This is a genomic window from Cytophagaceae bacterium ABcell3 (assembly GCA_030913385.1).
GTDB lineage: Bacteria > Bacteroidota > Bacteroidia > Cytophagales > Cytophagaceae > ABcell3.
Genome location: CP133159.1, coordinates 2,521,176 through 2,546,392 on the forward strand (window position 1 = coordinate 2,521,176; position 25,217 = coordinate 2,546,392).

General features: G+C 38.5%; 25 protein-coding genes. 6 read left to right on the forward strand and 19 right to left on the reverse strand.

The genetic code is table 11. The annotated features are described in order from the left end of the window. Positions 1-15: 15 nt before the first annotated feature. Complete coding sequence (locus tag RCC89_10105) at positions 16-357, forward strand: hypothetical protein (protein ID WMJ73510.1); 342 nt, start codon at positions 16-18, stop codon at positions 355-357. Between the two features lie 133 nt (positions 358-490). On the opposite strand, the gene RCC89_10110 is transcribed toward RCC89_10105, so the two are convergent. Further along, positions 491-844, reverse strand: a complete 354-nt coding sequence (locus RCC89_10110) for a cytochrome c (protein WMJ73511.1) — start codon at positions 842-844, stop codon at positions 491-493. 217 nt (positions 845-1,061) lie between these two features. Here RCC89_10110 and RCC89_10115 point away from each other — a divergent pair, with 217 nt between their 5' ends. Then, positions 1,062-2,984 (forward strand): T9SS type A sorting domain-containing protein, encoded by a 1,923-nt coding sequence (locus RCC89_10115; GenBank protein ID WMJ73512.1) that lies wholly within the window; start codon positions 1,062-1,064, stop codon positions 2,982-2,984. Positions 2,985-3,597: 613 nt separating this feature from the next. Here RCC89_10115 and RCC89_10120 read toward each other — a convergent pair. The 16 genes from RCC89_10120 to RCC89_10195 all read right to left on the reverse strand — a co-directional run bounded on the left by RCC89_10120 (position 3,598) and on the right by RCC89_10195 (position 19,661). Continuing rightward, positions 3,598-4,038, reverse strand: a complete 441-nt coding sequence (locus tag RCC89_10120) for a cytochrome c (protein WMJ73513.1) — start codon at positions 4,036-4,038, stop codon at positions 3,598-3,600. A 1-nt stretch (position 4,039) separates the two neighbouring features. Next, positions 4,040-4,939, reverse strand: a complete 900-nt coding sequence (locus RCC89_10125) for a DUF5777 family beta-barrel protein (protein ID WMJ73514.1) — start codon at positions 4,937-4,939, stop codon at positions 4,040-4,042. Positions 4,940-5,766: 827 nt separating this feature from the next. Continuing rightward, complete coding sequence (locus RCC89_10130) at positions 5,767-6,174, reverse strand: globin family protein (GenBank protein WMJ73515.1); 408 nt, start codon at positions 6,172-6,174, stop codon at positions 5,767-5,769. Positions 6,175-6,196: 22 nt separating this feature from the next. Next, a complete protein-coding gene (locus tag RCC89_10135) occupies positions 6,197-6,910 on the reverse strand; it encodes a cytochrome c3 family protein (protein WMJ73516.1) in 714 nt (237 codons plus the stop codon). A 1-nt stretch (position 6,911) separates the two neighbouring features. Continuing rightward, the gene (locus RCC89_10140; protein WMJ73517.1) at positions 6,912-7,943 is read right to left on the reverse strand and encodes a ferredoxin--NADP reductase; all 1,032 of its coding nucleotides are present in this window, start codon (positions 7,941-7,943) and stop codon (positions 6,912-6,914) included. 24 nt (positions 7,944-7,967) lie between these two features. Beyond that, positions 7,968-8,447 (reverse strand): hypothetical protein, encoded by a 480-nt coding sequence (locus tag RCC89_10145; GenBank protein ID WMJ73518.1) that lies wholly within the window; start codon positions 8,445-8,447, stop codon positions 7,968-7,970. After that, positions 8,447-9,271: a DUF3365 domain-containing protein gene (locus tag RCC89_10150; GenBank protein WMJ73519.1), complete on the reverse strand. Its 825-nt coding sequence runs from the start codon at positions 9,269-9,271 to the stop codon at positions 8,447-8,449. Before RCC89_10150 ends, RCC89_10145 begins: the two co-directional genes overlap by 1 nt. Before the next feature lie 518 nt (positions 9,272-9,789). Next, positions 9,790-9,975 (reverse strand): hypothetical protein, encoded by a 186-nt coding sequence (locus RCC89_10155; GenBank protein ID WMJ73520.1) that lies wholly within the window; start codon positions 9,973-9,975, stop codon positions 9,790-9,792. A 147-nt stretch (positions 9,976-10,122) separates the two neighbouring features. Continuing rightward, entirely contained in the window at positions 10,123-11,607 is a 1,485-nt protein-coding gene (locus RCC89_10160) for a DUF5982 domain-containing protein (GenBank protein WMJ73521.1), read from the reverse strand. Between the two features lie 267 nt (positions 11,608-11,874). Continuing rightward, positions 11,875-12,831 (reverse strand): transketolase C-terminal domain-containing protein, encoded by a 957-nt coding sequence (locus RCC89_10165; GenBank protein WMJ73522.1) that lies wholly within the window; start codon positions 12,829-12,831, stop codon positions 11,875-11,877. Positions 12,832-12,901: 70 nt separating this feature from the next. Then, entirely contained in the window at positions 12,902-14,173 is a 1,272-nt protein-coding gene (locus RCC89_10170; protein WMJ73523.1) for a VWA domain-containing protein, read from the reverse strand. Between the two features lie 189 nt (positions 14,174-14,362). Continuing rightward, positions 14,363-15,556, reverse strand: coding sequence for a hypothetical protein (locus RCC89_10175; protein ID WMJ73524.1), 1,194 nt, complete (start codon positions 15,554-15,556; stop codon positions 14,363-14,365). Positions 15,557-15,792: 236 nt separating this feature from the next. After that, positions 15,793-16,665, reverse strand: coding sequence for a transketolase (locus RCC89_10180; protein WMJ73525.1), 873 nt, complete (start codon positions 16,663-16,665; stop codon positions 15,793-15,795). A 22-nt stretch (positions 16,666-16,687) separates the two neighbouring features. Continuing rightward, entirely contained in the window at positions 16,688-17,137 is a 450-nt protein-coding gene (bcp, locus tag RCC89_10185) for a thioredoxin-dependent thiol peroxidase (protein WMJ73526.1), read from the reverse strand. A gap of 6 nt (positions 17,138-17,143) precedes the next feature. Beyond that, on the reverse strand, positions 17,144-19,063 hold the full coding sequence (locus RCC89_10190) for a M23 family metallopeptidase (GenBank protein ID WMJ73527.1): 1,920 nt from the start codon (positions 19,061-19,063) through the stop codon (positions 17,144-17,146). After that, on the reverse strand, positions 19,050-19,661 hold the full coding sequence (locus RCC89_10195) for a fumarylacetoacetate hydrolase family protein (protein WMJ73528.1): 612 nt from the start codon (positions 19,659-19,661) through the stop codon (positions 19,050-19,052). The genes RCC89_10190 and RCC89_10195 overlap by 14 nt, the downstream gene beginning before the upstream one ends. A gap of 123 nt (positions 19,662-19,784) precedes the next feature. Between RCC89_10195 and RCC89_10200 the strand changes: the two genes are divergently transcribed. From RCC89_10200 to RCC89_10215, 4 genes are all read left to right on the forward strand, one after another. Next, positions 19,785-20,606 (forward strand): M48 family metallopeptidase, encoded by an 822-nt coding sequence (locus RCC89_10200; GenBank protein WMJ73529.1) that lies wholly within the window; start codon positions 19,785-19,787, stop codon positions 20,604-20,606. Positions 20,607-20,804: 198 nt separating this feature from the next. Then, the gene (locus RCC89_10205; GenBank protein WMJ73530.1) at positions 20,805-21,101 is read left to right on the forward strand and encodes a hypothetical protein; all 297 of its coding nucleotides are present in this window, start codon (positions 20,805-20,807) and stop codon (positions 21,099-21,101) included. Between the two features lie 7 nt (positions 21,102-21,108). Next, a complete protein-coding gene (locus RCC89_10210) occupies positions 21,109-21,435 on the forward strand; it encodes a phage holin family protein (protein WMJ73531.1) in 327 nt (108 codons plus the stop codon). Between the two features lie 114 nt (positions 21,436-21,549). Further along, positions 21,550-22,200, forward strand: a complete 651-nt coding sequence (locus RCC89_10215; GenBank protein ID WMJ73532.1) for a rhomboid family intramembrane serine protease — start codon at positions 21,550-21,552, stop codon at positions 22,198-22,200. Here RCC89_10215 and RCC89_10220 read toward each other — a convergent pair. Continuing rightward, a complete protein-coding gene (locus tag RCC89_10220) occupies positions 22,182-22,865 on the reverse strand; it encodes an NAD-dependent deacylase (protein WMJ73533.1) in 684 nt (227 codons plus the stop codon). The two genes, RCC89_10215 and RCC89_10220, sit on opposite strands and share 19 nt — an antisense overlap. 3 nt (positions 22,866-22,868) lie before the next feature. Next, complete coding sequence (gene topA, locus RCC89_10225) at positions 22,869-25,199, reverse strand: type I DNA topoisomerase (protein ID WMJ73534.1); 2,331 nt, start codon at positions 25,197-25,199, stop codon at positions 22,869-22,871. Between the last annotated feature and the right edge of the window lie 18 nt (positions 25,200-25,217).

Below are 25,217 nucleotides of genomic sequence, written 5' to 3' on the forward strand. Positions count from 1 at the left end.
TTGTAGATGTCAACAATGCGTTTTAAACTTGGGTATAGTATGATCATCAATGTGTTGCATGTTCTAAAATGGGCGGTTAAAGACAACATTAGGGTGTGTTGTTGTTTTATTGGTGTTGACTATTTTATTTTATCGTATATTTTGTTGAATATTAGCATTACGGTATTTATTCCTGATGCGGCCAAAACAGTAAATAGTACTATAGGAAAAGTTAGTAGTGTGAAGTCTTCAAGACCTGAAAAGTGTCCCGTGATGTATATAATCGTGCCCCACCAAGGAGTCATGCATATAGGACAGTCAAACAAAGGTTTTCTTACAGACTCTGGCAACACCATTAACTTCTCTTTGATTCCATAGAAAATCATTCCCCTCCACGTAGTTGCTTTTATAAAATAAACTATAAATGCAACTATAAATGCCGTCTGTAACATAAAACCTTTGTTTGTTCAATTCTTGTTTTTGTTTTTGAAAACCACTTTTATAATATTAATTAATTCGCACTCTCTTTGGTTATGTAATCTAATACTTCTTTTATTTCGGCATCTGATAAATTTTGGTCAGGCATCATTACCTGATTGTATTTGTTGAATAAATCATTAGCAGTTTTGTCTCCGTTTTTGATCATTTTTTGAGGAGATTTAATAAATTCAATTAGCCATTCCTCATCACGATTTTCCGTAATGTTTTTTAAATCTGGGCCAGTTATGTCTCCACCTCCAATAGTATGACAAGCAGTGCAATTTTGGGTGAATGTTTTTTCTCCATCATCATTAGTTGTAAAATTAAAGCTGAAAATAATCGGAATTACTAGAGATGAAATTAAGTAAGTTGTTAGCTTTCTCATAATGTTTAAGTTTTCTGTTAGTATTACCTGCTTAACTTTTGTATTGAACAAAGGTTCTAAAGATGATATTTATCATCTTTTGTAGTGAATTTTTTATTAAATATTGATATATATCATTGTTAAATAAGTTTTTTGTATACGTGATAGATTAACTTAAACGGAGAAGAACAAATGGGATTATTGGTAGTTAAAATGGCATAACCAAAATCGTTTTTTTATGAAAGTATATTCTACTTTATTCTCAGTTTTTAGAAGTGTTAATAAGCTATTAGTTGTCTTTTTATGTGTGTTTTTTTATAGTAGTAATGCGCAGGATTTTTCTGAAAGTAAACTAAAAAATTTTTCCATTCATAACCCTACATCCTTACAATTTGGCCCTGATGGAAGGCTTTATGTTTCTCAGCAAAATGGTTTAATTAAAATATTTGAAATAGAGAAAAAAGACTCTAGTTCTTATGAGGTCACATCTACGGAAACTGTAAACCTTGTACAGAAAATTCCTAATCATAATGATGACGGTTCACCTAATCCGGAGGTAAATACACGGTTGGTTACAGGGATTTTTGTGGCAGGTACAGAGTCAAATCCGGTTATATTTGTTTCATCGAGCGATAGTCGAATAGGTGGAGGTGCGTTGGGTACAATGGATCTTTGTACCAATTCTGGTATTATATCTAAATTGAGCAAAGAGAAAGGCAATTGGGAGAAAGTCGACCTTGTGAGGGGTTTGCCTAGGAGCCAAGAAAACCACGCGCCAAACGGTTTGCAGTTTGATGAAGATAATAACCGACTTTTTGCTGTAATAGGAGGGATTACCAATGCAGGAGGACCATCTTCTATGTTTGGTATGACCAACGAATACGCATTGTCGGCTGCCATTTTAAGCATAGATCTCGATGCTATAGAGGCTATGTCCATCAAGGATGATCCAACAGGTAATCACCCTTATAAGTATGACCTTCCAACACTTGATGACCCTACACGGGAAAACAATGCAGATGGGTCCGATGTCAACGATCCTTGGGGTGGGAACCGTGGTTTGAACCAGGCAAAAATTGATCCTGACGGGCCTGTTCAGGTATATGCTTCTGGTTTTAGAAACACCTATGATATTTTAATTACCAGCACTCCCGGTCGCGAAGGTAACATGTATGCCATTGATAATGGTGCTAATCCAGGGTATGGAGGTTTTCCTTACAATGAAGGTCCAGATGGTACGGTTACCAATAATTATGATCCTGACGAACCGGGGTCTTTGGGGCCTGGAGAAAACTCGCCTATGGTCAATAATTTAGATGGTATGCACTTTATTGGAAACATTAATGACTATGATGAAGGTAGCTATTATGGTGGACACCCTAATCCTGTGAGGGCAAATCCTGAAGGTGCCGGTCTTTTTACACACTTTGGCGGTGAAGATGAAGAGGGCGTTTGGAGATCAAGCACCACTGATTCTGATTATCCTTTGCCGAATGATTGGCCACCTGTTCCAGTAGATATGGCAAATCCTGCTGAAGGTGAATATCAAAACCCAGGTGAAGAAGATCCGTCTTTGGTGACTTTTACAACTTCAACCAATGGCATGTGTGAGTATAAAGCCTCAAACTATGATATGAAAGGCGATATTTTAACTGTGGGCTATAGTATAACTGGTCCTGTATACCATATTAAACTTAATGAATCTGGGAGCAGTGTAGTTAATAACTTGGGCGACCGAAAACTCTATGACGATTCGCTATTTGCTTCTGGTATGGACAAACCATTGGATATTACATGTCAAGGAGATGATGACGTTTTTCCTGGTAGTGTTTGGATTGCTGGCTATGGCGATGACCATATCTTTATTTATGAACCTATGGAAAAGGTTACTGCTAGTAGAGTGGAAAAAGATTACACCTTTAAGTTATACCCAAACCCTGTTAATGATCGCTTGTTTTTGAATGTAAATGCTGATTCTGATCCACAGTATCAGGTAGAAATATATAATGAGCTTGGGCAGGTGTTGTTAGATAAGCAGTTTTACATTACGTCAGGTGCTTCTGAAGAAGTGTTAGACATTTCCAGTTTTTCACCTGGTGTGTATCAGGTAAAGGTTACTTTCGATTCTGGCTATGAGGTCGTTAAGGTGGTTAAGCTTTAGCCGTTTTATAGTTTTATGGTTTCTGCTTATTTTACTGCATGTTGAATAGGTTTTAGTGTAGTGTTATGATAGGAGAGGGGCGTTCCCTTTCCTATTTTATTTTCCGGCCAATACTAAAGGTGTTGAACATTCTAATTTATTTACATTTAGGTCGATAGGTGTTTTTCTGCCACAATACGCTAACATGTAGCTTAGTACCAAAGTTTTACCAGTTAAAATGTATTGCATAATTCAGGTTTAGATAGCCTTTTTCCTGCTTTAAAAGTGGTTTTTTTTATAGCTTTGGGTCAAGGTTTTGTATTCTTGCAGTGTTCTTGTTTTCGTATTGGAATCAATCATTTTTCGAAAAGTTAGACCTCTTGGATCCGCAAATGAAATCTCATTGCAGGGTCTTCTAGGTGTTGTTTACTTTATTTTTAGTTGGTCATCATGTATGGTGTTTTACATTAGGCTTTTTTAGTTGTCTAGTTGAAAAAAAAGAGAATGTGCGTTTTGTCTTGCTATGACCATCACTTTGCTTTATTAGGATTAAAGTGAAAAGAGAAAACCCGCCTCTTTTAAAAGACGGGTTTGTTTAGCAAGCGAGCATGAAGAAAATTATAAAGCGTTACTTTTAGTTGTTTTTAGCGCCCTCTTTTATCCAAGTTAGAATTTTGTCCACATCGCTTTCGCTAAGCGGGTTGGCAGGAGGCATTCTTGGGTTTGGATGTTTTATTTCCCTGTATAAAGGACTATCCTCTGGACTGCTAGTGTTTACATAACCTTTGGTAGTGAGTATTTCATGTGCACAGCAAGACTCTAGGTTTAGCTGGTGAAATTCACCATGGCATGTTACACAGTTTTGGTTGAAAATGGGCTGAATATCATCTTTAAAACTAAATGTATAAGTTTCTGTTTCTTCGTCTGGGTTTTCTTCATCTGAAGTCTCTTCTTTTTCGTCATCACCATTTTCAGCTATGGGTTCGTCTTCTGGTACAACCAAAGGTCCTTTGTCTTTAGCGCAAGCTAAAAGCAATGCCAAAATTAAAAGAGGTATTATGTTCTTTAGTTTCATATTACTTTTTGTTTCTTTTCCAAAAAACTCTTTTTAAGTTAAATCCTAGCACAAAGTTTCCGTTTAGATAATCTGCTTGTTCTGTAGTGAGCAGTTGTTGCTGTAATATATGTTGGCTAGATGTTAAGAATATTTGAAATGTATGTCCAGCCGTTGCTATTTCATATCCTATAGATAGTGGATACCTATGATTTGAAAGGTTTTCATTTATAATATATGAGTATTCAAAAATGATAGAAGAAGTTAAACCTGTCTTTATAGATCCTCCAATTGGAACGGCCATTACATAGTTGTCTCTTTCTGGCGAAACTAGGTTTCTGTAAACCAATGTAGGCGCCACTTGTAAAGATAACTTATTGCCAAATTTTCGTGATATTATTAATTGACTATTATAAGCTAATCTGTGCACAAAATGGTATTCGAAAGGCGTATGTCCATCTTCGAAATAAGCATTATCAGGTACTGATGGGAAGTTGTCAGTTCGTATTGCCGCATTGAAATAAGCAGCAATTGACACAGGTGAACTTTCGTCTTCGGTTTGTTGTGTTACTATATATTTTCCTTCAAAATCATATATTTTATTAAACCTTGTTCTTCCCACTCCAATATATAAACGATCTGAAATTGGTATAGCTAAACCTAATCTAATGTTCGATGGTAAATCCATACCTAAAAACTCCGTTAGTATTTCCCTTCCGGGGCTTACTACACCAAACCTGTGTTTAATATTAAATTCAACAGCATTACTTTGTATTGATTCTGTGGTCTGTGTATTTATGAGTTCATTACTTCTAAAGTTCTTAATAACTGCCGGTTTTTCACTGTCTTGTCCATAACATATAGTTGTATAAAAACTAATAATTATGAAGACTGAATATTTTAAGTATTTTTCTTTTTTCATAAAATATCTTATGCTTAAAAACTCAATATTAAGTTTAAATTGATATATTAAAAATGATATAATATTTCATAAATCTTATGCTATTAAACTGTAATCATTAATAATAACTTTAGTTGTATATGGTATGTTGGAAGTAATTAGGGTGATATATATCACTGGTTTTCTTTGTTAAAAAGTGATATATATCATTTCTTTTTTGTAGGTTTTAATGCTATAGTTTATTTATGATCTTCTTCCATTGTTGATATGTTGCCCTTCTTTTTTATAATCTCTTAATAGAGATTTTTTTAGTTCAAATACTTTCCTGCACTATTTATAATTAGATTGCTTTTTGGGTAGAAAGGGAAAACTTTTATGGAATAGTAGGGGGAAGGGAATTTTGTAGGAGCTTTTGATTATAAAACAGGTGTTTATGACAAAAAATAATTGAACCCAAGCAGTTACTCAGGAATATGCAAGGAAGGCAGGTAATCTTTATGAATCCAGAAGTTAAACCTGAAATATGCACTAGAATGTTCTATTGCGTGGCAAAAAATTATCAAATCAGACGCTTTGCTCGCATTTGGTTTTTAACCATAGAACCACTATGCTTTGCAAACCAAATACGCTGATTTTTTGTTCTTTTGCCCCTCATAACGAAATCTAATGCATAATCCAGGTTAAAAAAATGTTGCATATTCTGAAGTAAAAAAATACTGCTTGGGCATAATATAAATAAGTGGGTGGTACGTTAAGTCGCCCCACTTATTTTTTATTAAAGCATTTTATATAGGCTTCCATGTTTACCAAGTTTTAGGAGCCTCAAATGCTTGTTTATGGCCACCAGCCTAGGCGTATGAAGCTTCAAGCATGGTGGATGACAAAATGCTGTATACTTCAGCCCATGCGGCCTCTGTTTCTTCGGTAAAGCTTTCTCCGAGCCCTTCTTTTAATGTAGCCAGTAAGGCCGCGCCTACTGTATTGTAGTGGTCTGGTTTAACGCCATAACCTACATGTCTTCTGCCCAAGTCTTGTACCGCAGGAACTAATGCATCTAGATCGTCAAGGCCTTTAACAGCGGTTTTTATCATAAGCATTAGTTTTTTGCCCTGTTCTTTCATATCTCCCTTAAATAATGGTTTCAGGGAAGGGTCTAAGGTGAATAGTTTCTTATAAAAAATTTCTGCTGCTATTTCTGAAATGGGTTCAACTTTTTCAAAAGATTTTTGCACTAGGATTTTTTGTCTTTCAGTCATGATAATTGGTATTTATAGGTTGTTAATAAGATGCTTCTTTATATTGATTGTCTTCTGTTTTTTCTACTTTGTATTTTTTGCTGTCGCCATATGGGTCAGGTCCACCTAAGAAATAGTCTTTTATTCTTGCAGTTTCTATGGTATCCCTCAATTTTTCGGGTGCTTCCATCAGGTGATTTCCATGGAAGTCGTGGCATTGCAGGCAAGAAGTCCACATAGCGTTTTGAATTAGTTCCACATGAGGCACGTCTAAAGGGTCGTTTTTCATATTCAAGTCACTGTGACAGTTAATGCAATATGAAGTCTCGTTTATAGTAAGCCTTACCCCTTTATGTTCTAGGTGGCAAGACTCGCACTTTTCAGGGCCAATTGCTAGCCGTGCTTCTTCGAATCGTGGCTCTTCAAACCTATGTACAGGGTGTCTGTCATTTGGGCGGTCATGACAGGAAATGCACTTTGCATTGTCTACATCCTGCATGCCAAAGTCAGCCATCGTTTTTCGTTGGCCTGTTAGGTATAAGATGTTTGCATGTATTTGCTGAAAAGGGTTCCCTTTTGCTTTTGTATGGCATGCCTGACATTCCAGCTCTTCATGACCTGTGTTCATAGGCCCTAAAGAAAGCATATGTTCATTGGATGGAATGGTAAGGATTGCCCATGCCGTTACACCTAAAAATAGCCCTACGGACATACCTAACACCTGTCTTTTTCTTTTCCTGCTTATGTTAAGTTTCATGCTAACTTTTCATTTCTATCTTTACATTGTCATCTTCTGGGAAGCACACGCAAGGGAGTATATATCCTGCTTCTTTTTCTTCTGCTGAGAGGATGTTTTTTTCCTCGTTTTTTATTTTTCCAGAGATTAACTTGCTTTTACAAGAGCCACATATTCCACTTAGACAAGAGTAAGTCGCTTTAATATCTTCATCTAGTACAGCATCTAATATGCTTTTATTGGGTGTTACAGGTACCTTGTGTTCTTTTCCATTTAGAACAAAAGCCACTTGGTGCTCTGAGGCTGCCCCGCATGCTTTTTTTACAGGCGCTGTAAAAGATTCTATGTGGATTTTTTCTTCAGGTATGTCTAAATCGTACAAGCTGTTTTGAACCACTTCCATCATCCCTGTTGGGCCGCAGATATAGTAGGCTCTTTGATCGGCGCTTTCAGGTAGCATATTGTTGATCCAGCCAGCTATTTTGTCTTTGTTTATCCTACCTGTTTCTCCTGTCCAATTAGGTGAAGGTTTTTCTAAAATATGGACTAGGTTAAACCTGTCAGGAAATTGTTCTTCTAGTTGTTTGAGTTGTCTTTTGAATATGATCGACTGTTCGTTTAGGTTTGCGTAGTATAATGAAACATTGCTTTGAGGCTCAAAATACAATATGCTTTTGGTTATGGACATGAGTGGTGTAATGCCGCTACCGCCTCCAAAGAGGACAAAGTGTCTCCGGACACCTTTGGCCGCTTCAAACACAAAGTTTCCCATAGGTTTCATTACCTTTAGCGTGTCTCCTGGCTTTAGTTCCTCAAACAGTCTGTTCGAAACTTTTCCATCTTTAACCCTTTTTACTGTTACCGTTACTGTCTTGTCTATCTTAGGTGTGCTGTTGATAGAATATGCCCTTCTTACTTCTTTGCCGTCCACATCAAGGATCAAGGTCAAGAATTGGCCTGGTTTATATTTTATCTTGTTGAAAAATGGTTGTTTAAAATGGATGCTTATAGAGTCAGATGTTTCTTTTTCTACATTCAATACTTTAAGTTTCATAGCTCTATTTATTTAGATTATTTATTATTCATAATAGAATACCATCCAGACATGGTATATCATAAGCATGGAAATCAGAAGAGAGAAAGCCACATGGGCTATCATCCACCCCTGTAAGTACCAGTTTGCTTTGGTTTTTATTACCTCTGGATTAAGTAAGCCTAATGCATAGTTGGAAAAGAAGGTGATGCTAAGAAAAAACAGGTACGCATAGCCTAAATACATGGTATGTATATAGAATACTAGTGGCGCTATAGCCCCCATCCACTTATGAATGGTTGTAAACAACTGGTTGTTCTTTTCTAGCATTTTATTGAGCCTGACAGGAGTCAGAAACCATTGGGAGAGTATGTATATCCCAAGGGCAAGTCCCGTCCAGCGGTTAAACATTTCACCTGTTTGCAGCGACTCCAAGTATTCCCATCGGATATCCAGTAGGTGCTGGCCTAGGTAAAGCGTTAGCAGGATCCACCCAACTATGATATATCCCTTGTTGTTGCTCATTAGTACTTTAAGATAGAATTTAGACTTGTATGAGATGTTATCTTTGATATGCTGTCAACAAAAACAGCCGTTTCCGGTAAGGAATATCCGTGCGCTGGCCATTCAGCTCCTATAATCGGTTTTTCCTTATCTTTAAAAGTATTGGTCTTGTCAAGGTATGACTGGTAGGTTTTTGATGCTCCCATTCGATAAACCCTTAGCAGAGCTTTCATTTCATCAACTGTAACCGAATCTTTAGGGAAAGTCCAAGTGGTAGCTCCCATGATATCTCCCAGCTTCCAATCGTCTTTTGGTGACTCGGGATGTTCATTATGGCAAGTTACGCAACCTTGTACGACGGCAAAGTCTGGAAACATAGCAGTATGTTTGCCCGCTTTTTCGTCAAAGAAAAATTTTGGTTCTTTGTCCTCTTTAATTTTCTCAAATAACTCTTTTTGTTTTCCTGTAAATTCATTTGCTTGGTTCACAGGAAAATCGCTTCCTAAAAATAATCCTAAGGGAATATCTGTTTTTTGAATTTCCATAGAGGTTGCTCTAAGGAATAAGGCTGGCAATGGGCCTGCTTCTATGTGGTTCTTTTGCCAGTCCTCGTCAAAAGCAAGGCCTTTAAGTTTGCCAGCATCTACAATGGCTTTTGTGTATAATGTACGTGCAGCATCGTTCTCTTGGGCCAGCATGGTAAAGGCCTCTTCTATTGGGTATTTTGTACCAGAACTAGTTTCTTCGGGCAAAGGGTCACCACATGAAACTACAACAAAGGTCAATAATGTTAAACATAAAATCGATCCTTTAGGGAAAGCCATAAACTTTGGTAATGCACGCATGGTAATAATTTTTTTGGTGAATTTTATAAGTATTAACTATGACATAAACATAAGTATAAATACTTAAATAGTCAATACGTATATTAGGTAAAAATACCTGTGCGAGAATTTTCCTTGGATATTTATATTTAATGGTTTAAAAATATTATTTATGTCTTATCTATTGTAAGATTCTGGTTTTGATGAATATGTTTTACTATAGTAGTACTTTTGAACTGAGATTAGAATTGTTGTTGTGTACGGGAAAATACTTAGTGTGTGAGCTTGCCTTTTATTGCTTTTGCTGGTAGAATGTAATAAAGGTATTGTACGGAATGATGGGGACAGATTAAAGAATGTCTACCATATTTAACCTGAATTATGCAATAGCCTTTTTTTGTGGCAAAACAAATCGAGAAAACTCGTAATAGTGTTTATCCTGCTGTGTGACACCTAATATTTGTTTTGGTATTACTACCTTATTGCATAGTTCAGGTTAACAAAAAAATGGTGGTTTTACGATATTCTAAACCAATTAATTAACCATGGGAACCCGAATGTCCACCTTTTGGCTGGTGTATTTTCCTGCCTAATACATTGATGTCTTCCTCTTGAGCGTTTTTTATCTGCTCCTTGTCTTTTTCCTTGCTCTCTTTTTTTTCTGTATTAGGGGACTCTTTTTCTTTGTTTAGCTTCTTTTCTTCACCCTTTTGTTTATCTGTCATAAAACTGCTCTTTGTTTGGTAAGAAAACATTTGGGTTGATTGTATGAGTTCCCAAACCATTGGAGATATGTAAAAGGCGTTTTACGATTTATAAAGTTATTGAATGGCTTAAGAGTCGCTTTTTGTCATCAAATACTTTTAATGCTATTAAAAAGTGTGGCCAAATACAAAGAAGAACTGAGAGTCTTCCGCTGACCTTGCATAGTCAAATCTGAGAATGGTAGCTTGGTTCCACGCAATCCGTAAGCCTAGCCCAGGGTTTCCTTTGTACTGGCTTAGCTCAATTTCTCTAAAGCTGTCCCATATGGTACCTGCGTCAAAAAATGGAACTGCGTAAAATGCCAGGTGTTGGTTCAATATGTTTGTTTGGTAAAACCGGCTCCTAAGTTCGAGGTTCATGAGGTGGGTGACCATGCCAGCGAACCTTCCCTCTCTGTATCCACGTAGTGCTCTTGCGCCTCCTAGCACCGGGATGCCACCTTCTTCAGAAGCGCCCCAAAGGTCAAGCACTTCTGTAAAAGGGATGTTTTGGCCTCTGATATAACCTAAAGCCATTCTTCCTGTAAGTACCGTTCTGCCCAGTTTGTCAGGGAACAGCCTTTTATAGAAAATACCATGCATTAAGTGTTTTGTAAAGCTGAACTCTGACAAAGTCCAGGGAGCTGATATTTCTTGGGCATATTCTAAGAAAACACCACTGGATGGGTCTGGCTCTAGGTCACGTGTGTCCCACATTAGGCCGGTTTGTAACAGGCCAATGCGACCGCCTTCATAACCTCCAATATTATGTCTAGCCCATGGAGAATTGGGGTCTTCTTGGCCTGCCCGAAAATCTCTGGTAAGCCTTGTTTCTCCTTGAACTGCCTCTACATCTTCTCCTGTTTCATGATGAATGGCTTCTGGTGTCACTTCATTGTCATAGGTGTTGATTCTTATTATGAGTATTTCATAGCCAAACATCAAGCGCATCCTGCCTTCAAAAAACGTTCTTTCTCCTACCACGGCAGTTAGGAATTCTGTATAGTCAAGCTCGTTGTAATGGGCGTTGGTAAATAACTGGCCATTTATTTCTTGTGTCATGGCAAGGTTATGGTAATAATTGCTGAACCTTGCTCTATCTATACGGTCCCCTGTTCTTTTGTCTGTATATTGTAAAGGGTTTAATGTTTGTCTTCCAATGCCAAAATATTGCCAGTTGGGATCGTTGGCATAAATAAAGTCTCCACGTAGTCTCCATTTGGTGTTAAAAGCAAAGGGAACATCTACGCTTACAGCGCCATCAATACGTCCATTTTGAGCAGCCCTGAAGTTTAATGCATACCTCGCACGGTAGGGAGTATAATAAAAAAATGGATCGCTACGGTCTCTGTTGTTAAAAAGGAACGCATTGGCTCCTATACTTAAACCACGAATAGGGTCTATGGTCATTTCTGGTAGCCCCGTTACATAATACCCTTCTCTTTTATTTTCTATGTCTTCTCTGTTCAATCTTTTAGAAGCATCAAGAGCAAAAGGGAGCTGAAGTGTGTCTGTTTCTGTAACTACAATGCTGTCTCCGATAAACGACACCTGTGCGTTTGATACAAAGGTGGCTATAACAAGGTATAGCAGTCCTGTAAGGGTTCTCTTCATTCAATCTATTGGTCTTTTCAGCTTAAAGATAATGCCAGTTAGAGAAATAAAAAAACTTTGGATGCTTATACGCTATACTTACTCAGCAGGTAGTTGTTAGGAAGGGGTAATGGGGTGTTGAAAATTATTGGGCGAGTTGATTAAAGTTTCAGTTATGTTTTTATCTGTATGCTATTTTTATTCACACCGTTTATATTAATCTTAGAGTTAAATAAAATGAAAAAGCCGGGCTATTGACCGGCTTTCTATAAGGTATAACGAGTGTTGTTATCTTTTTCTTTTGATGACGTTTTGAGCTGCCTCTACAATGTTTTTTGCTTTCAGGCCATACTTTTCCATTAATTGATCAGGTTTTCCACTTTCCCCAAAGCTGTCTTTGACTGCTACAAATTCAATAGGGGCAGGGTAGTTACGACCTAAAGTACCTGCTACGCTTTCTCCTAAACCTCCCAAAACCTGATGTTCTTCAGCGGTTACCACACAACCAGTTTTTTGTACTGACTGGATGATGGCTTGCTCATCTAGAGGCTTAATGGTATGGATGTTTATAATTTCTGCGTCGATTCCTTGTGCTTCTAACATTTCTCCAGCTTGTATGGCTTCCCATACTAAGTGTCCAGTAGCAACAATGGTAACATCTTTACCTTCATTGAGCATTACTGCTTTGCCAATTTCAAAGTTTTGATCGGCTGGTGTAAAGTTAGGGACAACAGGGCGTCCAAACCTTAAATAAACCGGGCCATTGTAATCAGCAATAGCCATAGTTGCAGCCTTAGTCTGGTTAAAGTCACAAGTGTTGATCACTGTCATGTGAGGCAACATTTTCATCATGCCCACATCTTCGAGGATTTGGTGGGTAGCACCGTCTTCGCCAAGGGTGATTCCGGCATGAGAAGCACATATTTTTACATTTTTGCCCGAATATGCAACCGATTGCCTGATTTGGTCAAAAACCCTTCCGGTAGAGAAGTTGGCGAAAGTCCCGGTAAATGGAATATATCCACCTATGGTCATACCGGCAGCAAGACCGATCATGTTGGCCTCAGCAATTCCGACTTGATAGAAACGTTCAGGAAATTCTTTTTTGAAATCTCCCATCTTTAATGAACCGATTAGGTCTGCACAAAGGCCAACTACCTTAGGATTTTTTCTTGCTACTTCTACAAGACCTGCACCAAAACCGGAACGGGTATCAAATTTTTCTGTATAGGTGTATTTTTTCATTGAATTATAAAAAACTTCGCATGCAAATTTGGGAAATTATGTGGTAAAATCAGCATGATTTCCAGTAAATTTATTTACTGAATAATTTTACTGCAACAGAAGCCCCCGAACGGACGGTAAAATACTTCACATCGGTAAATTTACTGTTAATGCTCTTGTCTACCCTAAAAACCACTTTGTAGTTTCCTGGTTGTAAAGGCTGGCTCATTCGAGCGTTGGTAAAGTTATGTACCCACTCTGGATCTCCATTGCTTTTTATTTTATAGATGCTACCATAGCCAGTAAGTGCGTCACTTATATTTAATATGCCAGGAGAGGGTATGGGAATGCTTTTGATTTTCCCTTGCTCGATCTTAACATTTTTTAAATGTATTCTGGGTAAGGTCAAGATCTCTATGTCATAATTACCTGTTATATATTTTTCTTGTGTGCCTGCATTTTGGACATGCAGGGTCTGTGCAGACCCTGACTTTCGGACTATGGCTTGAAGATTTCTGTAATCTTTAGGGTTGTCTTTAAGCAGTAAGGTTCCCTGTGGTGTACTGATGTCTATTATGTTTTCTTTGCCCCCCTCTAGCACTATGTTTCTTTTCACAGTCTGAGGAATGGTGTTTACTATAATATCATAAGTAATTACCGGGTCTACCTCCACTTCGTCAGACTTTCCGTTGGGTTTGATCAGGTGTACATAATCATGCAACACCTCTCCTGTGATACTGTTTTTAAAAGTCATATTGACATTCGTTTCGGTAGGCTTGCTATATGCATCCAACAGGTTGACCCTGACTGTGGTTTCTGAAAGGCTGTGTTTGAGTATTTTTTGTAGATTGCCTTGAAACTCGCTTACTTTATTTGCGTCAAAATATTTACCAATACAACCAAGTTCTTTGGCAAAGTCTTCTTCAGGGCCTATGCCTATGATAAAAGGGGTTAGAAATATGTTTTTTTTCTGCAAGGCAAGAGAAACAGCACAAGGGTCGCCTCCACAAACTTCTATGCCATCTGTCAAAAGAATGAGGATATTTCTCACATTGTCATCCTTCGGAAAATCGTTGGCGGCCTGTTCAAGTGTATAGGCTATTAGCGTAGTACCGTTTGGCTCTATAGTTTTTAGCTTTTTCTTAATGGCTTCGTGGTTTTTGTTTCCAAAAGGTACTTCTAGTTTTGTGTCTTTACAGTTTTGATACCTCTTATGGTATTCATGGCCATAGACCCTGAGTGCCACCTCAATATTTTGATCGTTACTTAAGGAGTCAACCAAATTAGAAAGCACTTCACGGGCAATTTCCATTCTGGATTTACCTTCCCAAATAGCATACATGCTGCCTGAGGCGTCTAGCACAAACAATATCCTGGTTTTTTTGGGGATTTGTTGGGTAGACCCTGGTTGGGGAAGCATTATAAAGAAGATGAACAGTAATAAAAGTGTTCGTAATAGTAGATACAATTTTGCTGAATATTATATTTTCTCTGGATTATACGAAAAAATAACGTTTAAGATTAAAATAAAAGTGTAATATAATGTGCTCGACTACCTTTTTTGTTTGTTGTTGATTGTTATGATTTTTTTCCTACCCTTTATTATTTCATTAATCCTAAGTACAAAGCTAAACAAGACTTCATTAAGCTTTTTAATAAAAATGTCTGCCATTTTTACCCAATGAAGCTTTTCCGTAGCCCAGTTTAGGATATTTAAAGTGTAAAGAGACAGGGCCAAGGTGGCCAATAGCCCTAATAAGGTAATTGTAATATTGGTACTTATGTTAGGGGTGAGCAGTATAATCATGTTCCCGAAGAAGAATATCGAGAACGTGTTCCCGCCGTAAACTGAAATAACGTTTTTTATTTTACTGTTCAGGAACTTTGCTGCAACCATGGAGATGACCCAAAGCAATAAAAATGATACTATGCCATAGCAGAAGTATACATAACTGTTGTTTGCCCTATATTGGTCATAGTCGGCAATGGAGGCTTTAAATTCAGAAAATCCAATATTGTATATTTCATGCCCTAAAAGCACGGCAGATGTTACCCCCATGGCTGTTAATGCCAATAAATAGCTGTTTTTTTTCTTAAGAATAAAATTTGCAGCAATGGACCCACATAGAACAAAAGCGAATGAATGCATGATGCTTGGTCCTAAAATATCATCATATCCAAAAGTCAAAGCTGCAAAGTGTTGTAGTGCATAGTGCAGTTCAAAGTCTGCACTGTTGAGCAGTTCTGCAGTGGCTATCAGGGCTGCCACACAAACGCTTTTGGCCACAAATCCAAACTTGAACCTAACAGACATAAGCAGAAAGGTGAGCGGGATCAGTATGGCATAATATTTAAATAAATGAGCATGGAGTGATGTGCTCAAAAAAACTATACATGCAGCAAAAATTCTTAATTCTGTATGCCCTGCCAGCAATCCCACAAAAGCCAGGGCTACAAAAGCCAAATAACTTAATATGGTACGGTAAAGCATTCTGTTGAAGATGGTTGCCCCTCCTTTTACTTTCCATTTGCTGGCATAAATATACTCTACCATAAAACCGAAAATAATAAGTAGTCCAGGTAAGGACATCCGGGTAAGCAATCTTATGTTGGACACTGTTTCTGTGCCCATGAGTGTACGCCAGTCTTGGGAGATAAGGTAATGGGAGAGGAGCGCTGCTAATACAAGAAACAGCCTTAGGAAATCAAAATGATAAAGTCTTTGCAAATTGTATTGTGAACTCATCTAATAAGTTTGTTCAATATATGGCATTAGCTAAGTATGCAAAATCTATGTAGCTAAGCTTTGTTTGGTTCCTTTTTTCTCAAATGATTCCCCGGCTATAATTATTTATGTCCTAGGATAAATATTGGTTATATTATAAGTAACCGATATTTGTGTAAAATAGTGTAAGTTTATCAGTAACAAAAGAGGCTGTTTTATTGACAGCCTCTTCTTATATGTTTATTAAGAACAAAAGTTTAGCCTGGATAGTCCCCAAGGGTTTCTTCGAGCTGGCCTAATGCTTGTTCTAATTGCTCATTGTTAGGCGCAACACCATGCCATTTGTGCGTGCCCATCATAAAATCTACGCCGTATCCCATTTCAGTTTTCAAAAGAATCATGACAGGTTTGCTTTTGCCAGTACGTTTTTTTGCTTCTTCCAAAGTGTTCAAAACCGCTGCCATGTCATTTCCTTTGTCAAGCTCTAGTACATCCCATCCGAAGGCACGATATTTATCTGCTAAGTTTCTCAGAGAAAGCACTTCGTCTACAGGGCCGTCAATTTGCTGTCCGTTGTAGTCTATGGCCGCAATGATATTGTCTATTTTATTGTGGGCAGCATACATAGCAGCTTCCCATACCTGACCTTCTTGCTGCTCGCCATCGCCCATAAGTACATAAACAAGCTTGTCGTCGTTGTTTAGTTTCTTGGCTTGTGCAGCCCCAATTCCCGCTGAAAGTCCTTGACCAAGAGACCCAGAAGCCATTCTAATGCCTGGCAGGTTTTCTTCTGTAGCAGGGTGTCCTTGTAGCCTTGAGTTTATTCTTCTGAACGTTCCTAGCTCAGAAAGCTCAAAGTAACCAGCCCTGGCAAGGGTGCTATACCAAACTGGTGAGATATGGCCATTAGATAAGAAGAATAAATCTTCGTCTATGCCGTCCATTTTAAAATCTGGGTTGTGCTTCATTACCTTAAAATACAAGGCAACAAAATACTCTGTACAGCCCAATGACCCGCCTGGGTGTCCAGAGTTGCAGCAGTTGACCATTCTAAGGATATCTCTCCTTATTTGAGTGGCCATTTTTTTTAGATATACAATATCGTAGTTTTGTGTAGTTGTGGTGGACATTTATGTAAAATATAATTAGATACTAGCTTAGGATTTGATTGGTATGTTCCTTGGTTTTTACTTTTTTGATGATGTCTTCTATGTTGCCATTTTCATCAATAATGAATGTTGTTCTGGCTGTGCCCATGTATTTTCTTCCGTACATGTTTTTTTCTACCCACACACCGTAAGTTTCATTGATCTTTTTGTCAGGATCAGCAACCAAAGAAAAAGGGAGGTCATATTTTTCAGCAAATTTCTTGTGAGAAGCTTCATCATCGCCACTTACGCCAAGCACCACAAAACCTTGACTAAGAAATCTGTCATAATTATCTCTCAGGTCACAAGCCTGTGCTGTACAGCCAGGAGTGTCATCTTTAGGATAAAAATAGAGAATAACTTTTTTGCCTTTGAAGTCAGAAAGCTTTATAGTGTTGCCATTTTGGTCTTTGCCTTCAAACTCTGGTGCTTTGTCACCTTTACTTAGTGCCATAGAACTTTATAGTTTTGTTTTAAAAATACTGCTATTGCCAGCATTGTCTTTGACCTCTATTTCAAAATTTCCTTTTAAAGGCGCAGATTTGTCAAGCCTGTCAGACCAGAGCAGGTTCCGCTTATGGTCATAGTTCATTAGTATCCACTCACCATCTAAAGTTGCTCTGAAGCTTCCTATGCCAGATTTCTCATCTTTGATAGTGAGGTAGATAGTGTTTCCCTGAACAGACTTTAGCTTGATTTCAGGAGCAATGCTGTCTTGTTCAAATGTAAAAGTACCAAAATTTTTTGTTTTAAGGACAATTTTATTTTTATCCCATGTACCTCCTTCAAAACCGGCCTTCCCGTATTTATTGAGGTGATATAAGTGGGTGTTGCTGCTTTCGTAGTTTGTTAGCAGTGGGTCTATGGTTACCTTTATAGGGCGGTAAAGCGAGGTCTGGAGGTTGTGGATATGGAAATACTCTTTGCCTTTATCCGTCACTTGGTGATTTAGCTTAAGGTACAGTGAGTCAAACAGTGCATTGGACGGAAACTCTATTTTGATACCATCTTTTTCTATTGTATGGTTTTCGCCCGAGGGTACCATGGCCGAAAAGTTGAATACCTCTTTGTTGTTTCCTGCCACTACCGAATCAGGTATACCTTTTTTCAAGTCATACAGGTATACATTGTACCCGCTTTTTCTATAGGCAGGCTCTAAGCTGATCGTATCTCTATCTTTAGTATAGAATAAAGCCGGTATGGTCGCCCCATTGCGATTAATGATTTTTAAGGTGTTTTTCGTAACATCGCTTGTCCAAGAACCAGAAGCGGGCGGGGAGCCCGTTAGGGATGTTTTCGGCTTTTCTCCTTTTATTTTAAAGTTAAGAGTCGAAAGATTGCCAAAAGCATCATATGCATTGATCTTTACTGTGTGTACATCAGTGTCATATATAGTGATTTTGCCATTGTTGCGCAAGGTGGTATAAATTGGAAGCAAGTTGCCGTCATCAACATAGCATTTTTCAAACCTTTGGCCTTTTTGGTGATAGGTGCAGTAATCGATATGGTGGTTTATATAGCGGCTTTTCTCTATTGGGTGAAAGCTTATGCTTTGGGAGAAAATAGTGTCACCATCAAAGATCACTTCTGTTGTTTCCAGACCATAGACATTGCTGGTATAATTCATTTTGTCAATAGCTTTCAATTCTATACCAATAGTACCCCAAGCAGAAATTGTTTCTGAGATGGTATAGGAATTTTGACCTGTCTTGGTAGGTGTGAATTCAAACCTTTCGAATTCATTTTTGACCCTTCCATCAATAGCAAGCGGTTTTACGGCTATCTTTTGAATGATAGGAGCAATGTTGTCTTTCAATTCAGAAAAGCCCAGTAAAAGCGGGTTGAATATATTGTCTAGGGTATCTCTGATTTCCCAGTGTAGATGGGGGCCTGTAGAGCCGCCGGAGTTTCCAGAGAGCGCTAAAACTTCATCTTTCTTTACTTTGAGCTCGTCTTTTTTAGGAAATAGTTCTATGTCAAAACTTTCATTGTCATACTGTTTTTGCCTGACATAATCTGCTATGGGTTTGCTGAATTTCTCCAAGTGTGCATACACGGTAACAAAATTATTGGGGTGCCTGACATATAGCACATTTCCATAGCCGGTGGTAGAAACCTTTACCCTACATACATAACCATCTGCTGATGCATAGACCGGGTGGTTAATGACGCCGTCTGTTTTTATGTCTATGCCACCGTGGAAGTGGTTAGGTCTAAGTTCACCCATGCTCCCTGCGATATAATTTTGCTTTCCTGGTTTAATTGGAAAGGTAAAGTAGTCTTTGGGCAGCTCGGGCATAGGCGGCCTTTGGTGTTGAGCATTGACCTGAAAGGCTAATAACAAGCCTATGAAATATAAAACCGATTTATTTAATTTCAACGGTAAGAAGTTTTTTGTCTTCCAGATAAGCTTCAAGTACATCTCCAATATTTATTTTGCTGACCCCTTCAGGTGTGCCTGTAAAGATAATATCACCTTTCTTTAAAGTAATGAATTTTGAGATATAGGATATTGTTTCATCAAACTGGAAAATCATTTCATTAGAATTTCCCACCTGTTTTTTTTCGCCATTAACAAAAAGGCTAAAGTTTAAGTTTCTAATATCGTCAAGTTCTTCTAGTGGAATAAACTCCGAAATCGGTGCTGAACCGTTAAAAGCTTTCGACAGTTCCCAAGGAAGTCCCTGTTCCTTGGCCTTTTGCTGCAAGTCTCTTGCTGTAAAATCAATACCTACGCCTATGGCATCGTAATATTTATGTGCAAATTTCTCCTGAATATTTTTACCTTCTTTGCATATCCTTATTATAAGCTCTACTTCATGATGAATGTTTTGCGAAAAGGATGGGTGATAAAAAGGTGCATTTTTCTTCAAGAGTGCAGTGTCTGGCTTTAAAAATATAACTGGCTCTTCGCTTTTTTTATTTTGCAGTTCCTTTATATGGCCGGAATAGTTTCTTCCTACGGCAATGATTTTCATTTTCAGTTTTTAATATATGACATGCAAAAATATTTTTTTCTGAACAGGATAAAAAGACAAACTTAAACAAATGCCTGTAGCCTATGTTTTTTTATATATAAATAAGGAAAAACTTGGAGGAGGATGAGAAAAACAAAATACACCTTTTTGCTGGTTGTGTTGACCATTTTTGCTGATTGTAGTAGGGTACCCATTACTGGTAGACGTCAATTGGACTTGGTTCCTGATCAGCAGATACACAATATGGCCCAAGAGCAGTATAACCAGATGCTGGATCAGGAAAGGCTTTCTGATGATCCTGAACAGGTTGAAATGGTTCAACGTGTTGGCCATGACATTGCAGCGGCAATAGAACAGTATTTCCGCGATAACAATATGGAAGATGAGCTGGAAGATTATGATTGGGAGTTTAATTTAATAGATGATGACGAGCAAGTAAATGCTTGGGCAATGCCAGGCGGAAAAGTGGCTTTTTATACTGGCATTCTACCTGTTACCCAAGATGAGACAGGGCTTGCTGTTGTTATGGGGCATGAGATAGCGCACGTGGTGGCCAAGCATGGAAATGAAAGGATGAGCCAAGCGCTTACTGCTGAACTTGGTGGTGTGGCATTGGCTGTAGCCATGCGTGAGCGTCCTCAGCAAACACAGCAATTGTTTATGGCTGCTTATGGCTTAGGTGCTCAAGTGGGCATTATGTTGCCTTTTAGCCGAAGACAAGAATCTGAAGCTGATCATTTAGGCTTATTGTTTATGGCTATGGCTGGGTATGACCCTCGTGAGGCTGTTAGCTTTTGGGAAAGAATGGCTGAAATCAACAGGGGACCTGAACCTCCAGAACTTTTGGCTACACACCCGCCTACAGAGCAGAGGATAGAGGATATGCAAGAGTCGTTGCCCGAAGCTTTAGAGTATTATGAGCAACATGCAGCAGCGGGTAATTAGAATTCTAGGTTTTAAATGATGTGGATAAGTAATTTTACTAGCGAAACTTAATTGTTTTGTTTGTGGCGAATTGTTTTAGACAAACAGCTTTCTTTGGGAGGCTGTTTTTTTGGTTTTGCCCAAACAATCCTTTTTGCTCACCTGTTTATTTTATACACTCCTTATAGATTCAATTTTTAACCTCTAAAATGTATGCCTATGAATATGTCTGACCACCTAAACTGCAAAGAAAGAGAGTATGAAGTAGTTCTGAATTCATTCAAAGAGTCGCTTTATAAAGAGTTTCACCTTGAGCGGTTAAATTCAAAATTGCACGACTGGCACAAGCTTGACTTTCAGGATTTTTTGAAAGAAATACTGAAAACTGGTGAAAAGCTAAACTATAGAAAAATAATGGATTGGAAAAGGTTTTTTAGCATTCAAAAAGAAAAAGCTGTTACTTTGGAAAAGCAAATAAGAATGCAAAAATTTAAAGAAGAACGTTGTTTAAACTAATACTCAAGTGAACTTTTTAATTAGCCTCGTTATTTTATCCATTTTTGTCCTTGGGGTGTCTGCCATACTTCCAGGGGTTACAGTTACAGGTTTTTGGTCTGCTTTAGCACTGGTGCTGGTATTGTCACTGCTAAATTTATTTATTAAACCTATACTGGTTTTTCTAACCATACCTGTAACTGTATTTACTCTTGGACTTTTTTTGTTGGTCATCAATGGTTTTATCGTTATGCTCGCAGCCTATCTGGTACCAGGGTTCGAAGTAGTCAATTTTTGGTGGGCTCTACTTTTTAGCTTAGGCATATCATTTATCAACTCTTTACTGTATAAATAGATTGTGTTTTTTATCGTACCTTACTAACTTTTGCAAAAAGGAATGCCTTGGGGTTGCTGCTTGTTTTTCTTAAAAACTTTATAACCAAAAGTAGGTAAAAACCGTTTTTATTATATGCAAACGGAGAATAGGAAAGCTTTTGAGAGTTTGGTTTTTACCGCTATTTTTATCTGTATCTTATGGCTTGTAAGACTTGGAGAGGAAGCACTTGGTACTGATTTTAGGACTTTAGGTATTTTCCCTAGGAGTGTATCTGGACTCCCTGGAATTTTTACGGCACCATTGATACATGGGGATAATGAGCATTTGATGTCCAATACCTTGCCTTTGGCCACCTTAGGGATTATTATATTATATTTTTACCGGAAGATTGCCCTTGAAGTAGTGCTTTGGATTTACTTTTTGAGTGGGATATGGGTATGGATTTCAGCTACTAGCGATGGATATCATTTAGGTGCAAGTGGGCTGATTTATGGTTTGGCTTCGTTTATATTTTTCAGTGGAATATTCAGGAACGACAGAAAGTCCATAACTCTTTCGCTATTGGTGACCATTGTTTATGGAAGTATGGTATGGGGCATATTCCCATTTTATCAGAACATTTCTTGGGAAACCCACTTTTTTGGAGCCTTGGCGGGTATAATGTGCGCATGGTATTACCGAAAAATTAATACGATTCCCAAAACTGGCATCCTGAGCAAGCAAGAAGGTCCAGATAAGGACTCTAAAGAAAGTGATACGGACGATCAGGTGGTGAGTAGCTGATCAACCAGTTTAGGCAAACCTGTTCCTGCTTTTTCTTTAATGATGCTTACGTCGCGAAGCTCAAGTTCGGGTGTTTTGGGATCCACAAGATATATGGGAATGCCAGGTGTCCTGTAGTGGAGCAGGCTGGCGGCAGGGTAAACTTGTAAAGATGTTCCTGTTACGATAACAATATCAGCTTCAGCAACCAATCCTATAGCTACTTCCATCATTGGTACCATTTCGCCAAACCATACAATGTGTGGCCTTAATTGGCTGCCTTTGGCACATTTGTCACCAAGCCTAAGTTCCCAACCTTCTACATCATATATCAAGTTTTCATCTACGGTGCTTCTGGATTTGAAAAGTTCCCCATGTAGGTGCAATACCTTTGAGGAACCCGCTTTCTCATGCAAGTTATCTACATTTTGGGTGATAACAGTTACATCATATTTTTCTTCAAGCTTTTTTATGGCTTTATGCCCTGCATTGGGCTGTGCTGAAAGTGCTTGTTTCCTGCGCTGGTTGTAGAACTCTAAAACCAGCGCAGGGTTTCTTTCCCATCCTTCAGGGGTAGCGACATCGGTCACTTCATGATTTTCCCATAGACCGTTGGAATCTCTAAAAGTGGCAATGCCGCTTTCGGCACTTATACCTGCTCCTGATAAGACTACAAGCTTTTTCATTACTTATTTTTTCTTTTTGGCAAATCTACCTTTCTTTTCTGGTGCTTTTTCAGCAAGTTCTATGCATTCCTCAAGGGTAAGACTTTTTGGGTCTTTGTCTTTTGGTATTTTTACATTCTTTTTGCCTGCAGAAATATATGGGCCAAACCTTCCATTCAGTACTTTGATGTCAGGGTTTTCAGGGAAAACTTTGATTTCTTTTTCTGCATCAGCCTTTCTTTTGGCCTCTATTATTTCAATAGCCTTTTTCTCGTCTACATCAAGAGGGTCTAAATCTTTGCCTATGGAAAAGAATTTTCCGTCATGTTTTACATATGGGCCAAATCTCCCAATGGCAACCGTCATAGGCTTGTCTTCAAACACGCCAACTTCTTTAGGAAGCTTAAATAGCTCTAAGGCTTCTTCAAGTGTAATGTTTTCAATGAGCTGCCCTTTTCTGAGGCTTGCATAAATAGGTTTTTCGCCATCTTCGCCTTCGGCAGGTTGTTCGCCTAGTTGGGCCAAAGGGCCAAATCTACCCAAACGTACAATTACTTTTTTACCAGTTTTTGGGTCTATCCCTAATTCCCTTGAAGTGCCAACACTGGCCCTGTCAATATTAGATGTTTCTTCTACCCGGTCATGAAAACCTGAATAGAAAGTTTCTATCATTTTATTCCATTCTTTCAAGCCACTTGCTATTTCATCAAACTCTTTCTCGACAGTGGCAGTAAAAGAGTAGTCTGTAATATTGGGGAAGTGTTGTACCAAAAAGTCATTGACAATCATGGCTAGGTCTGTAGGGAACAGTTTCCCTTTTTCCTGCCCTGTCATTTCGGTAATAGTATTATTTTCAATTTTACCTTTCTTAAGGACAAGTTCTTTAAGCTTCCGTTCTTTTCCGTCCCTATTTTCCTTGATAATATAGCCTCGTTTTTGAATGGTAGAAATAGTGGGAGCGTAGGTAGATGGACGACCTATGCCCATTTCTTCCAGTTTTTTTACCAAACTAGCTTCAGTATACCTAGCAGGAGGGCGAGAGTACCTCTCTAAAGCTTTCATTTGAAGCAGGCCTAGTGTTTGTCCGATGTTTAACGGAGGTAACATGCCAGCACTTTCCTCGTCGCTTTCTTCTTCGTCTGTTGACTCAATATAAACTTTTAGAAAACCTTCAAACTTGATTACTTCACCTTTAGCTACTAATGTTTGAGGCACGGTAGATATACCAATAGTGACTATTGTTCTTTCTAGTTGTGCATCGGACATCTGTGAGGCAATGGCCCTTTTCCATATTAGCTCATAAAGCCTTTGTTCGTTTCTGTCTCCTTCTACCTCATGGGCAGAAAAGTCTGTAGGTCTGATGGCTTCGTGCGCTTCCTGTGCCGACTGAGACTTTGTTTTATATTTTCTGGCATGGGCAAATTCATCGCCGTACGCTTTACTGATTTCATTTTTTGCAGCGTCTATTGCAAAGTCTGACAGGTTCAATGAGTCCGTTCTCATATAAGAGATTTTTCCAGCCTCATAAAGTCTTTGGGCTATGGTCATGGTTTGTGCCACTGAAAAACCAAGTTTCCTTGATGCCTCCTGCTGCAAGGTAGAAGTTGTAAAAGGAGGGGCGGGCGTTTTTTTTGCAGGTTTTTTTTCTAGGTTCTTGATTGAAAACTCTGCGTCTTTACATTTCTCCAGAAAAGCTAAGGCTTCTTCTTCAGTGTCGAAGCGCTCACCTAGCTCAGCGGTGAGCTTTTTGCCTTTTTCTACTTCAAAAATGGCATTTACCTTAAAGGCAGCTTTGGCCTTAAACTTCTCAACTTCTCTTTCTCTTTCTACCACCATACGCACTGCTACCGATTGTACTCTTCCTGCAGATAGTCCGGTTTTAATTTTTTTCCAAAGAATAGGGGAGATCTCAAAACCTACCAACCTGTCGAGAACCCTTCTTGCCTGTTGGGCATTGACCAAGTCCTGATCTATGCCCCTCGGAGATTCTATGGCATTGGAAATAGCTTGTTTGGTTATTTCCCTAAATACAATTCTTCTGGTTTTTTCATTGTTGAGGTCCAGTGCCTCCTTCAAATGCCAGGAAATGGCTTCACCTTCACGGTCGTCGTCCGTTGCGAGCCAGACTGTTTCTGCTTCGCTGGTCAGTTTTTTTAATTGATCTATAACTTCTTTCTTATCAGGAGAAACCTGATAAGTAGGTACAAACCCGTTTTTAACATCAATGGCGAGATCACCTTTTGGTAGATCGCGCACATGACCATAGCTAGATTTAACTAAAAAGTCTTTTCCTAAATAGCCTTCTATGGTTTTTGCCTTTGCCGGCGACTCAACTATCACTAAATTCTTTGACATAATATAAATCTGAATTCC